At 63.5% G+C, this 12,361-nt stretch carries 9 protein-coding genes and 5 pseudogenes; 11 read left to right on the top strand and 3 right to left on the bottom strand.

Going from position 1 to position 12,361, the window contains the following annotated elements; translation table 11 throughout:
• Nucleotides 1–191: 191 nt before the first annotated feature.
• The 9 genes from PX554_RS24395 to PX554_RS24435 all read left to right on the top strand — a co-directional run bounded on the left by PX554_RS24395 (nt 192) and on the right by PX554_RS24435 (nt 8,067).
• Nucleotides 192–638 carry a DUF983 domain-containing protein gene (locus tag PX554_RS24395; RefSeq protein ID WP_275504777.1) on the top strand — a complete coding sequence of 149 codons (447 nt, stop codon included), beginning with the start codon at nt 192–194 and terminating at the stop codon, nt 636–638.
• A gap of 39 nt (nt 639–677) precedes the next feature.
• Nucleotides 678–986: a hypothetical protein gene (locus tag PX554_RS24400; protein WP_275504778.1), complete on the top strand. Its 309-nt coding sequence runs from the start codon at nt 678–680 to the stop codon at nt 984–986.
• A gap of 74 nt (nt 987–1,060) precedes the next feature.
• The gene (locus tag PX554_RS24405) at nt 1,061–2,446 is read left to right on the top strand and encodes an aminotransferase-like domain-containing protein (protein WP_275504779.1); all 1,386 of its coding nucleotides are present in this window, start codon (nt 1,061–1,063) and stop codon (nt 2,444–2,446) included.
• 89 nt (nt 2,447–2,535) lie between these two features.
• Complete coding sequence (locus PX554_RS24410; RefSeq protein WP_275504780.1) at nt 2,536–3,927, top strand: cytochrome ubiquinol oxidase subunit I; 1,392 nt, start codon at nt 2,536–2,538, stop codon at nt 3,925–3,927.
• 5 nt (nt 3,928–3,932) lie between these two features.
• Nucleotides 3,933–4,940 (top strand): cytochrome d ubiquinol oxidase subunit II, encoded by a 1,008-nt coding sequence (gene cydB / locus PX554_RS24415; protein ID WP_275504781.1) that lies wholly within the window; start codon nt 3,933–3,935, stop codon nt 4,938–4,940.
• Complete coding sequence (locus PX554_RS24420) at nt 4,940–5,062, top strand: DUF2474 domain-containing protein (RefSeq protein ID WP_275504782.1); 123 nt, start codon at nt 4,940–4,942, stop codon at nt 5,060–5,062. The genes cydB and PX554_RS24420 overlap by 1 nt, the downstream gene beginning before the upstream one ends.
• Nucleotides 5,063–5,088: 26 nt before the next feature.
• Nucleotides 5,089–6,318, top strand: a complete 1,230-nt coding sequence (gene hemA, locus PX554_RS24425) for a 5-aminolevulinate synthase (protein ID WP_275504783.1) — start codon at nt 5,089–5,091, stop codon at nt 6,316–6,318.
• Nucleotides 6,319–6,338: 20 nt separating this feature from the next.
• Entirely contained in the window at nt 6,339–6,953 is a 615-nt protein-coding gene (locus PX554_RS24430; RefSeq protein ID WP_275504784.1) for a 2-dehydro-3-deoxy-6-phosphogalactonate aldolase, read from the top strand.
• Nucleotides 6,940–8,067, top strand: a complete 1,128-nt coding sequence (locus PX554_RS24435) for a fatty acid desaturase family protein (RefSeq protein ID WP_275504785.1) — start codon at nt 6,940–6,942, stop codon at nt 8,065–8,067. Before PX554_RS24430 ends, PX554_RS24435 begins: the two co-directional genes overlap by 14 nt.
• On the opposite strand, the pseudogene PX554_RS24440 reads toward PX554_RS24435, so the two are convergent.
• A pseudogene (locus tag PX554_RS24440) lies at nt 8,068–8,406 on the bottom strand (integrase core domain-containing protein); the annotation flags it as partial. It abuts the gene before it with no gap.
• Between the two features lie 154 nt (nt 8,407–8,560).
• Here PX554_RS24440 and PX554_RS24445 point away from each other — a divergent pair.
• Nucleotides 8,561–9,857 (top strand): annotated as a pseudogene (locus PX554_RS24445) (IS110 family RNA-guided transposase).
• A gap of 217 nt (nt 9,858–10,074) precedes the next feature.
• On the opposite strand, the pseudogene PX554_RS24450 reads toward PX554_RS24445, so the two are convergent.
• Both PX554_RS24450 and PX554_RS24455 read right to left on the bottom strand, forming a co-directional pair.
• Nucleotides 10,075–10,662: pseudogene (locus tag PX554_RS24450) on the bottom strand (transposase family protein); the annotation flags it as partial.
• Nucleotides 10,663–10,997: 335 nt separating this feature from the next.
• Nucleotides 10,998–11,336, bottom strand: a pseudogene (locus PX554_RS24455) (phytase); the annotation flags it as partial.
• A 71-nt stretch (nt 11,337–11,407) separates the two neighbouring features.
• On the opposite strand from PX554_RS24455, the pseudogene PX554_RS24460 reads away from it, so the two are divergent.
• Nucleotides 11,408–12,361, top strand: a pseudogene (locus tag PX554_RS24460) (IS3 family transposase); the annotation flags it as partial.

Here is a 12,361-nt window from a genome sequence, read left to right on the forward strand (position 1 = left end):
GGGGGCCAAGCAGCGAGGGATGGTCCAGGCCTGCCGCCGCGCAGCGGCGCGAACTGGCTTACGCCCCGTCCTAAGCGCGGCCATCGTGCATCGTGCCACATCAGAACCGCTGAACATGCTTAAGCATACAAAGGGTCTGGAACATCCATGCAGAGTGCACTATGTATGTCTCGCCAACACGGACAAACGCTATGCAAGTGACTCACGAGACTGATGCCGACAAGTGGCGATGGATCATGCGGACAGGCTGGAAGGGCCTGTGTCCACGCTGCGGCAAGGGCAACATGTTCAAGTCGTGGCTGAAGGTCACGGATCGATGTGAGACGTGTGGTCTCGATTACCGTTTCGCGGCACCAGATGACGGCCCGGCGTTCTTTTCGCTTTGCTTCTTCGCACTGCCGCCGATCGCGTTTCTGGTCTGGTTGCAGGCGGTCTATGAACCGCCGGTCTGGGTTCACCTGGTAACGTCAGTGCCGCTGATGTTGCTATTCTGCCTTCTCCCACTCCGCCCAATCAAAGGGTGGCTGGTGGCCTCGCAATATGTGAACCGCTCCCAGGAAGCGGGTACGGGCAAGCTGTGGGACAATCTGCATGGCCGCCAGAGCACCAGCGAACACAACAGCAACTTCGACGATTGATCACGCACCCGGTCGACGACACGTCCAATCGAAACCATCATGCGAACGATGCTGCTTGAAGCCCGCCGGGCTGCCGCCGCCTACCTCCTGAGCGTCGGACGTTCAGACGACGCACGCGTGGTAAATAGCGGCGGCGGTGATGATTTTGTGGAGGTGCGCGTCGCTCTCCAGGCCATTGGCGCGACGATGGAACGATTGGGGCGCCTTGAGCGAGCGCTGGCCTGCTATGCGGATCAGACCTTCTGGGATGGCGATGTTCCCGAAGCCTCGCTCGCCTTCCATGACGAAGGCGAGATCGCCCGGTCCGCGCTCAACGGCAAAGAGCTGTACGCCCTCCATCGGGACTGATGCACGATAGCGGCAAACTCACCTATCTGTGCACTATGTATGGACTTTGTACGTACAACGCTTATGTAGCGGCCATGCAAAACTGGAAACCAGATATCGAGTCGGTGACTGGTCCGAAGTATCTCGCGATCGCCGAGGCGCTCGCACGGGATATCGAGGCCGGCAGATTGGCGGGTGGCACCCGACTGCCGCCGCAGCGCGCCCTGGCCGATGTTCTCGGCGTGGACCTCACAACGGTCACCCGCGCCTATGGCGAGGCGCAGCGGCAAGGCCTCATCGAAGGGGACGGGCGGCGCGGTAGCTTTGTTCGTCAGAAAAAGGCGGAGACGTCGAAGGTCAGGTATAGCGAGCCCGCGGACACCGGCATGAATGCCCCCCCGGAAGTTCCAGGTGCCTTGCTCACGGCAGCGTTCCGCCGATCGGCCGAGGATCTGCTGGCGCGCGCCGACATGGTGGCGCCTTTTCAATATCAGCCGAGCGGCGGGATGGTTGCAGTTCGCGAAGCCGGGGCCGATCTGCTCAGCGCACGCGGCGTTCCATGTCACGATGACACGGTGCTCGTGACCGCCGGGGGGCAGCACGCCCTTCACGCGGTCGTCAGCGCCGAGTTGCAAGCCGGCGATGCCGTAGCAGTCGCGGCCCATGCGTATCCGGGCTTCCTTTCCATCGCGCGCCGCTACGGTCTGCGGCTTTGCGTGATCCCCTCCGATGAGGAAGGACTTGATCCCGTCGCACTGAACGTGGCCTGCACGACGAGCGCGATCCGCGCCATCTACGTCGTCCCGACCAACGACAATCCGACGACGGCGACGATGAGCGCCGAGCGTCGGCAAGCGCTCGCGGAAACGGCGATACGGCACGGTCTGATCGTGATCGAAGACGACGCTTACGGACTTTTGCCCGAACGGCCATTGGCACCGATCGCGACCCACGCGGCTGATCGGACATGGCATATCGCCAGCGTCTCCAAGATCCTTTCGCCGGGCCTGCGTATCGCCTGGTTGCGCGCACCCACCGTGGCGCAGGCTTGGCGGCTCGCTGCCGATCTGCATGAGACGGCGGTGATGGCGCCTCCGCTCAACGCTGCGATTGTTGCAGACTGGATCGGCAGCGGCGTGTTCCAGCAACTGACAGGAGCGGTCCGCGCCGAGGCGCAGGCCCGTCAGGCGATCGCCGCAAAGTTCCTAGAGCCCGAAAGCTACCGGGCTCAGGCCGAGGGCTATCATCTCTGGGTGCCGCTCCATCCGGAGGCCAATCCGGGTGAGATCGTGAACACGCTGCGGCCGCATGGCCTTTCGGTAGTAGGAAGCGAGGCGTTCGCCGTGGACCGGTCGCTGGCCGTCCCTGCGCTGCGCGTGTCGATCGGTGGGACGATATCGAGAGAGCGTCTCGAGCGCGGTTTGCGTCTGCTGGGTGCGCTCGTCGCGCCGAATGCTTCCCGGAAGATATCGCTCGTTTAGGTCGGATGGCTGGCGCGGATCGGCGCTGACTAAGTTTACGAAGTAAGCCCCGGAGCAACCCGGCGCGAGTATATGATGAGGATCCCGCGATGGGAGACGAAGCTCTATTTCTGGCCCGTGTTCAGTTCGCTTTCACGGTCTCGTTCCACTTCATCTTCCCGGCATTCTCGATCGGGTTGGCCAGCTTCCTCATGGTTCTCGAGGGCTTGTGGCTGAAAACCGGGCGCGGCGTGTACGCCAACCTGTACCGCTATTGGCTCAAGATCTTCGCGGTCGCCTTCGGCATGGGTGTCGTGTCGGGCATCGTCATGTCTTACCAGTTCGGGACGAACTGGTCGGTGTTCTCCGAGAAGGCGGGGCCGGTCGTCGGCCCCCTCATGGCCTATGAAGTGCTGACCGCGTTCTTCCTTGAAGCGGGTTTTCTCGGCGTGATGCTGTTCGGCATCAACAAGGTCGGGCGAGGGCTGCATTTCTTCGCCACCTGCATGGTGGCGCTCGGGACGTTCATCTCGGCGACCTGGATCATCAGCACCAATAGCTGGATGCAGACGCCGACCGGCTTCGCGATCAACGCGCAAGGCCAGTTCGTGCCGGCGGGGTCATGGCTACCCATCATCTTCAATCCGAGCTTCCCCTACCGCCTGACGCACGTCGTCATCGCCGCCTATCTGACGACCTCGCTGGCCGTGGGCGCTGTAGGTGCGTGGCATCTGCTGCGGGACCGGGCCAACCCGGGCGCGCGCAAGATGTTCTCGATGGCAATGTGGATGGTCGCGATTGCTGCTCCGATCCAGATTTTCGCGGGTGACGCACACGGCCTCAACACACTCGAACATCAGCCCGCCAAGGTGATGGCGATGGAAGGCCATTTCGACAGCCATCCAGAGGGCGCGCCGCTGATCCTGTTCGGCATCCCAAATCAGGCCGACAAGCGGGTCGATTACGCGATCGAGGTGCCCAAGGCGTCGTCGCTGATCCTGAAGCATGATCCGAACGCGCCGCTTGCCGGACTCGATACCATTCCTGACGATCGTGAACCCCCGGTAGCGGTGGTATTCTGGTCCTTCCGGGTCATGGTTGGGCTTGGAATGGCGATGCTCGGGCTCGGCCTGTTCAGCTTGGTCGCACGGTTCCGGAAGCGGCTTTACGAGTGGCCGTGGCTGCACCGCCTGGCGCTTGTCATGGGACCGTCTGGGTTCGTGGCCGTGATCGCAGGCTGGATCACCACCGAGGTCGGCCGGCAACCCTACACGGTCTATGGTCACCTGCTGACCGCTCAATCGCACTCGCCGTTGCACGCGTCGGCCGTTGCAACCTCGCTCCTGACCTTCGTGATCGTCTACTTCATCGTGTTCGGTGCGGGCACCTATTACCTGCTCCGCCTGATGAACAAGGCGCCGGAGGCTCATGAGAGCGAGCCTGCCTCCATTCCACAGCGGGCGAGCGGCATCACGCCCGCTTCCGCACTGAGCAAGGAGTAAGCCCCATGCTCTACAATTATGACCTGGCGACCGTCTGGGCGTTCATCCTTGCCTTCGCGATCTTCGCCTATGTCGTGATGGACGGATTCGATCTCGGCATCGGCATCCTGTTTCCGACGCTCGCGGTCGGCGACGAGCGCGACCAGGCGATGAACTCGATCGCGCCGGTCTGGGACGGCAACGAGACGTGGCTGGTGCTGGGCGGGGGAGGGCTCATGGCGGCGTTCCCGCTCGCCTATGCCGTGATCCTGCCGGCGACCTATCCGCTGGTGATCGCAATGCTGCTCGGCCTCATCTTCCGCGGCGTGGCCTTCGAGTTCCGCTGGCGCGATCCCAGGCACCGCGCATATTGGGATACCGCGTTCTTCACCGGTTCGATCGTAGCGACGCTCTCACAAGGCATTCTGCTGGGTGCCGTCCTGCAAGGCATCAAGGTCGAGAATCGTGCCTATGCGGGTGGATGGCTCGACTGGCTGTCGCCGTTCAGTGTGCTCACGGGTGTGGCGCTGCTATCCGGCTATGCCCTGCTCGGATCGACCTGGCTGGTAGGCAAGTCGCACGGGACGCTTCAGGAGCACGCCCGCAAGATGGCGTTCCGTCTCGGCATCGCGACCCTTGTCGCGATGGCGGCCGTCAGCGCGGCAACGCCGTTCCTTGCCATCGATTACTGGCGCCGCTGGTTCGAGATGCCGAACGTCCTGTTCACGGCACAGGTGCCGCTCGCCACGATGCTGTTCGGCTTTATCTTCTTCTGGAGCCTCAAGCGGGGCCGTGAACGCCTGCCGTTCATCGTCACGCTGGTGTTGTTCGCCCTCGGTTTCCTCGGGCTCGGCATCAGCATGTTCCCCTATGTCGTGCCGCGGGCGATCACGATCTGGGATGCCGCTGCACCCGAGAAAAGCCAGGTGTTCATGCTGGTGGGGACGGTGTTCATCCTGCCGCTCATCCTGACCTATACCGCGTGGGCCTATTACGTGTTCCGCGGCAAGGCTGCCACGGAGGGCTACCATTGATGGTTGAGCAGCCCTCAGCGCCGCTGTGGCAACGGCTCGGCTGGATGGCCCTGATCTGGCTGGGCAGCGTCCTCGCCCTCGGCACCGTCGCCGGCGTCATCCGCTGGTGGCTTCACCCCTGACACTCTCGCACCTTCGGAACGACCCTATGAATACGACCGAGCATTTCGAGCAGCTTCTTGCCAACACGCGCCTGGACGGACGCTATCGGACTTTCGCCCAGCTCGAGCGGATCGCGGGTGCTTTCCCGACCGCTCGCTGGCATCGCCCCGATGCGACGACGCGCGAGGTCACCGTCTGGTGCAGCAACGACTATCTCGGCATGGGCCAGCATCCTGACGTTCTGGATGCCATGCACGAGACCATCGCGCGCTCGGGAGCCGGTACCGGCGGCACGCGCAACATCTCGGGCACCGTGCGTGAGCATGTCGCACTGGAGCAGGAGCTTGCCGGGCTGCACGGCAAGGAGGCGGCGCTGATCTTCACCTCGGGGTGGATCTCGAACTTGGCGGCATTGGGTACGCTTGGTCGGCTCCTCCCGAACTGCGCGATCTTCTCCGACGCCCTGAACCACAATTCGATGATCGAAGGCATCAAGCGCTCGGGGGCCGAGCGGTTCATCTTCCGTCACAACGATGTCGCGCATCTGGAGGAGTTGCTGGCCTCGGTCGAGCCGGACCGCCCCAAGATCATTGCCTTCGAGAGCGTCTATTCCATGGACGGCGATGTGGCGCCGATCGCGGCGATCTGCGACCTGGCGGACCGTTTTGGCGCGCTCACCTACCTCGATGAGGTCCACGCCGTCGGCATGTACGGCGACCACGGCGGTGGCATCGCGGAACGGGAAGGATTGGCCGACCGCATCAGCATCATCGAGGGAACGCTGGCAAAGGCCTTCGGAGTGATCGGCGGCTACGTAGCGGGACCCGCCCTTTTGATCGACGTCATCCGCAGTTTCGCGGAGAGCTTCATCTTCACCACCTCGCTGTGTCCGCATCTGGCCGCGGGCGCGCTGGCGGCCGTCCGCCACCTGAAGGCGAGCGGGGAAGAGCGCCGCCTTCAGCAGGAGAATGTGGGGCACCTCAAAGCCGCGCTGGCAGCGGAAGGGCTACCCGTCGGCGCCGATACGGCGAGCCACATCGTCCCGCTCATGGTGCACGACGCGCATCTGTGCCGGCGCATCAGTGAACTGCTTCTGGAGGAGCATTCCATCTACGTGCAGCCGATCAACTACCCGACCGTCCCGGTGGGCGAGGAACGGCTGCGCATCACGCCGACCCCGTTTCACGGAAAGGAACATGCCGACCGTCTCGTGAAGGCGCTCGTCGCTATTCGCGAGCAGATCGGCTGGGGCATGGACACGAGGCTTGCAGCGTGACGGACCTATTTACCCAGGCGATGGCGACGCTGCCGCTGGTGGCCATTCTCCGCGGCATCACGCCGGGTGAGGTGGAGGAGGTCGGCGATGTCCTTGTCGAGAGCGGGTTTCGACTGATCGAGGTTCCGCTGACCTCGCCGGACCCCTTTCGCAGCATAGCGATGCTGGCTCGCCGTCTCGGGTCGGCGGTGGTCGTCGGGGCAGGGACGGTCCGCCGCGCCGAGCAGCTCGATGCCCTTGTGGAAGCGGGAGGACGACTGATGGTCACGCCGCATGCGGACGCCGCGCTGATCCGGGCTGCCACCGCGCGCCGGCTGAGCACGTTGCCCGGTGTCGCCACGCCCACGGAGGCTTTCGCGGCGCTGGATGCCGGTGCCGATGCGTTGAAGCTGTTTCCGTCAGACATGATTTCGCCTTCCGCCGTAAAGGCCTTCCGCACCGTCGTGGGGCCTGCGGTGCCGCTGTGCCCGACCGGCGGGATCACACCGGGAGATCTGCGCCGATACGTCGATGCGGGAGCTGATGGCTTCGGGTTGGGCGGTGCGCTGTACCGTCCCGGGGAATCGGCATCCGATGTGCGAACGAAGGCGGAAGCGTTCGTTTCGAGCTGGCGAGATCTCCATGCAGGCGGCTGACGTGCATCTGGCCGAAGCGACCCTTCGCACCAACTCCGGCCCTCTCGGGCGATCGTCGCCACGAAAGGCCGTAGGCGAGGACAAGCAACTGCTCCTGGCGGCGGCTCAAGCCGCGAGGGAGTTCAGCCGGCCGAACGCCCTCATCTATTGGGGCGATCTCCTGGCAACAGCGATCGTCGCCTATGGCGCGTTCGCCGGCGCCCTTCTGCTGCCCTTCGGGATGGCCGCCCTAGCGCTCTGCGTCGTGGCAGCATTGGCGTTCTACCGGGGACTGAGCTTCATCCATGAGCTCACCCATATCCGCCGCGACCGACTGCCGGGCTTTGCGGCTGTCTGGAATCTACTGATCGGCGTGCCGCTGCTGACGCCTGGCTTCATGTATGATGACGTCCACACCCGGCACCATGCCAAGACCAGTTATGGTACGATCCGCGACCCTGAATACCTTCCGCTCGCCTCGAAGGGACGGACAGCCCTGCTCGTATTCGTCTGCGTCTCTGCACTCGCACCTGCCGGCCTGTTGCTCCGCTTCGCGGTACTTACCCCGCTGAGCCTGTTCAGCCCGGTCTTGAGGAAGCTCGTCGTTGAGAGATTTTCCGCTCTGGCGATCAATCCCGCCTTCCGCAGGCCTGCGCCTACAGGTGCGTTTCGCCGCGAATGGTTGTTCCAGGAAACGGCCGCTGGCGCATGGGCGATCGCTATTGTGGCAATGGTGGCAGGAGGTCTGATCGGCCCGCACAGTCTCCTCGTCGCACTGGGTATTGGGTCGAGCGTCGCCGTCATCAACCAGGTACGTACCCTAGCGGCGCACCTGTGGGACAATGAAACCGGCGAACCCATGAGCCTGACCGCGCAGTACCTGGACTCCGTCAACGTGCCCCCGCCAGCCACATTGCCAGCGCTGTGGGCGCCTGTGGGCTTGCGGTATCACGCGCTTCACCATCTGCTGCCATCTGTGCCTTATCACGCCTTGGGCGCTGTCCACCGCCGGCTCACTTCGGCTGGCGGAGGCGGAGATACTTTGCGCCGGGCCGACTATCCCGGTTTACGCCTGGTGATCGCGACAATCGCGGCCCGTATTGAGCAGCCCCCACCGGGTGGTCCGGGTAAATAGTTAGTGCATTGTCGTCTCCGCCGCCATTGTCGGGCGGAGGTGGAGCGAAGCGGAACCGGAGACCGACAATGGTGGTGTCGCCGCTTCTGGTGCCGGTGGGCGGTAGCCCAAGCTGCTGTGCGGCCGGACGGTGTTGTAATGACGCCGCCACGCCTCGATCAGCACCCTTGCCTCGGCGAGGCTGTAGAAGATTTCGCCGTTAAGCAGCTCGTCGCGCAGCGAGCCGTTGAAGCTCTCGTTATAGCCGTTCTCCCAAGGCGAGCCCGGCGCGATGTAGAGCGTCTTCACGCCGACCTGCCCGAGCCATTTCTGGACCGCGGTGGCGATGAACTCGCTGCCATAGCACATTGGGAAGCGCTGGTTCGGGAGCCGCTATGGCCCTGATGAAGACAAGGCCGCGTAGCGGCCGCAGACTTCATCAGGGCAAGCCATGGCCGGTCAGCAGGTATCTAAAGTGAGGTTGTCGAGACAACACTTTGGAGGCCGACCGACCATGACCAAGCTCACCTCTACGCCTGCCGGCGCCGTGCTGGTAGCCATCGACATGTCCAAGAGCCGACAGGAGGTTCTCATCGAGCGACCGGAAGGCGGCCGGCGCCGGCGGATGACCGTCATGGCGACCAGGCAGGACTATGACGGCTTTGCCGAGCAACTCGCTGCTATCGGGCGCCCTATCATCGTCGGGTTCGAGGCGACGGGTAATTACCATCGTACGCTGGCGCACCGGCTGCTGACGGCAGGGTTCGAGCTGCGCCTCATCTCGTCGGTCGCGCTCGCCAGAACGCGCGAGGCGCTGCACAACGGCTGGGACAAGAACGACTCCAAGGACGCGCAGGTCATCCTGCACATGCTGCGGATCGGTGCGACGCAGCGCTACGTCGACCCGCTGGTGGCCGGAATCAACGACCTGCAGGAGCTCTCGAAGACTCACGAGACGATCTCAAGGATGAAGACGCAGACCTGGCATCGGATCCTGACCCACTACCTGCCGCTGTACTTCCCCGAGATCGCCCGCTTCGCAGGCAACAGCCGGTCCGACTGGTTCCTGGCGCTCATCGAGCGGTTTCCGACGCCGGCCACCATCACGGCGCTGGACCGCGAGGCGTTCTCGGCCGCGGCATGGCCGCTCATCGGCCGCAAGGTCTCCAAGGCACGCCTCATCAACGACATCTACGAGACGGCGTCCGCCTCGACGGCACTGCCGGTGCCGGAGAACTCAGCCGCCATCACCATGTTCCGCATGGTCATCGCGCAGGGCCGCAGCCTCATCCACCAGCGAGACGAGATCGAGCGGCTGGCCCATGCGCGGCTCGCCGATGACGTCGACTACCAGCTGCTGCGCAACATTCCGGGCATCGGTCCGATCAACGCGCTGACCATCCTGGCCGAGGCCGGTGATCTGCGGCGCTTCAACCATCATCGTCAGTTCCTGAAGTTCTGCGGTCTCGATCTCGCAACGTGTCAGTCAGGCACGTTCCGTGGCCGCACGAAGCTGTCCAAGTACGGCAATGCGCGCCTGCGCCGGACCTTCTGGATGGCTGCCCAGGTCGCCGCGCGTCAGCGCGACAACAGCTTCCGCGACAAGCTCGGACGATATGTCGCCGGGCACGCGGACGATGCCGACCGTCGCCGCAAGGCGATGACGGCGCTCACCGCCAAGATGGCGCGCGTGGCTCACGCCGTCATCAAGACGGGGACAGAGTACCGGCCGTTCCTCGAACGGTCGGATGCCAGGTGGAAGGACCCCTCTCTGCAAGTGCCGTGAGGGCGCTCGTCGAGCGACCCTGTAGATAATGTTCGGGCCTTCCACCTGGGTGCGTATCTCGTTTTAAGGATGGTGAGGACCACGGCCGCCTCGGCGCTGCTGGATCCTGTGTTTGCTATGGCAGGGAGCGATCCCGTTGACGGTGGGAGCCATCTGGCTCAGATTGCATGCCGCGCCGACGGTTGTCGGCGCATGGATATCTGCTGGCCAAAACCCGCCGCTGCTTCCCGACATAGGACGTAGTCGGTGAGGATCGTATGGATCCGGTAGGGTACTGCTTTCAGCAGGTGTTCGAGGAACTCCCACGCTGTCCGTCGATCCGCCTTGTCGACCAACTGGGTGACCGCAAACTTGCTGGTGCGGTCGATCCCGACGAACAGGTAGAGCTTGCCTTCGGCGGTCTGCACCTCAGCGATATCCATGTGGAAGAAGCCGATCGGATAGCGCTTGAAGCGCTGCCGCTTAGGCTTGTCGCCTTCGATGTCCGGCAGGCGGGAGATGCCGTGCCGCTGGAGGCAACGATGCAGCGCTGACCGGGTCAGGTGCGGGATCGACGGCTGCAGGGCGTAGAGGCAGTCGTCGAGCGGCAGGAGCGTGTGGCGCCGAAATGCCACAACCATCGCCTCCTCGGCTTCAGTCAGGGTCGTTGAATGAGGGGCCTTCGGCCCGGTCTTCAGATCCTCGACCGTCGCCCTCTTGCGCCACTTCGCCACAGTCTTCGGGTTGATCCCCAGCTCCCGGCTCAACGTCGCGAGCGAAGCTTGCGATCGCTGTATTGCTGCTCGAACGGCGTGCGTGGTCGTGGCGCACCCATGACGAACTTGTCCCATACGGCTTCCTTCCATTCCAACGAAAGGATCGCACCATCAAACCGTGAGATCAAACACCTAGCGCAAAGCGCCATAACCTGGTGAGGAGCGAGGGTCAGACGCAAAATCGCGAGTGTAGCGGCGTTCTCGGCTGCGATCACGCCGCCCGAGCGAGTTTGATCCCGGTGAACAAGCGGCCACTTCTCGCAAGCGGTTGAGCTGCGCTAGACGTCTGTCTCTGGTCAGAGCAGATCGTTGCCTGACCTACTAACAGATCTTCGCGGGTCAGGCTTCGAACGTCCTCTCGCCCAGAGGCAGAGGTGGGTGTCGCACTATCGGGTTCGCACTCCGATGCCTCAGCGCAGCCCAAGCGCGTCAACGATGTCGCTCCAAGCGATCAGCTTGAAGTTCTGGGCGCGTGGAGCGTTTGATCCATCCTGTGCGATAAACAGCCCACCCGGAAAGCTGGGCCCGAAGTCGCCGACCATCACCTCGATGCCGTCCGTCTCCTCGGTTGACCCGAAGCGGCCAGCCGCGACGCGGAAACGGCCAACGTAGCTGTCGTCGGAGAGGCGATAGAGGACGTAGGCGTTATCTCCCTGGCTCGAGACGAGCAGGTACCCACCGTTTTCCGAACCGACCCTCGCGAGCGCAACGCCTTCCACGTCCATGTGGAGCCAGTGTCCGCCGTCAGCACCAATGGCACAGATTTGAGGTTGTGATTTAAGGAGGATCTGGGCTTCGTCGTAGTGACGAAGGAACGAAGATGAAGCCCAGATCCTCCAATGTAAAATCGCCCGCCAAGGCCCCAGCAGAGCGGGTAGTGAAGGACATCCGCCGACAGACCCGGCGCCACTTTTCGGCCGAGGACAAGATCCGCATCGTGCTGGATGGCCTGCGCGGGGAAGACAGCATCGCCGAGCTATGCCGCAAGGAAGGCATTGCCCAGAGCCTGTATTACACCTGGTCGAAGGAGTTCATGGAAGCTGGCAAGCGCCGCCTGGCCGGCGACACCGCCCGTGCCGCGACCACCGGAGAGGTCCAGGACCTGCGCCGCGAAGCCCGGGCCCTGAAGGAATGCGTGGCCGATCTGACACTGGAAAACCGTCTGCTCAAAAAAAGCATGGTCGCGGATGGGGGCAACGACGAATGAGGTATCCCGCATCCGAGAAGCTCGAGATCATCAGAACCGTCGAGCAGTCGCACCTGTCGGCCAAGCGCACGCTGGACCAACTCGGCATCCCTCGTCGGACATTCTACCGCTGGTATGATCGCTACCTCGAAGGCGGGCCGGAGGCGTTGGAAGATCGGCCATCGGCGCCGAGCCGGGTGTGGACCGCATCCCGGCGGGCATCCACGACCAGATCATCGAGCTGGCGCTGGAACAGTCTGAGCTGAGCCCCCGGGAACTGGCCGTGCGCTTCACCGATGGGCAGCGCTACTTCGTGTCGGAATCCACGGTTTACCGCTTGTTGAAGGCCCACGACCTGATCACCAGCCCGGCCTATGTCGTGATCAAGGCTGCCGATCAGTTCCACACGAAAACCACGCGGCCGAACGAGATGTGGCAGACCGACTTCACCTACTTCAAGATCATCGGGTGGGGCTGGATGTATCTGTCGACCGTGCTCGACGACTTCTCACGCTACATCATCGCCTGGAAGCTGTGCACCAACATGCGAGCCGAGGACGTCACCGACACGCTGGACCTCGCCCTGGC

Source organism: Sphingomonas pollutisoli, from assembly GCF_029167165.1.
Lineage (GTDB): Bacteria > Pseudomonadota > Alphaproteobacteria > Sphingomonadales > Sphingomonadaceae > Sphingomonas > Sphingomonas pollutisoli.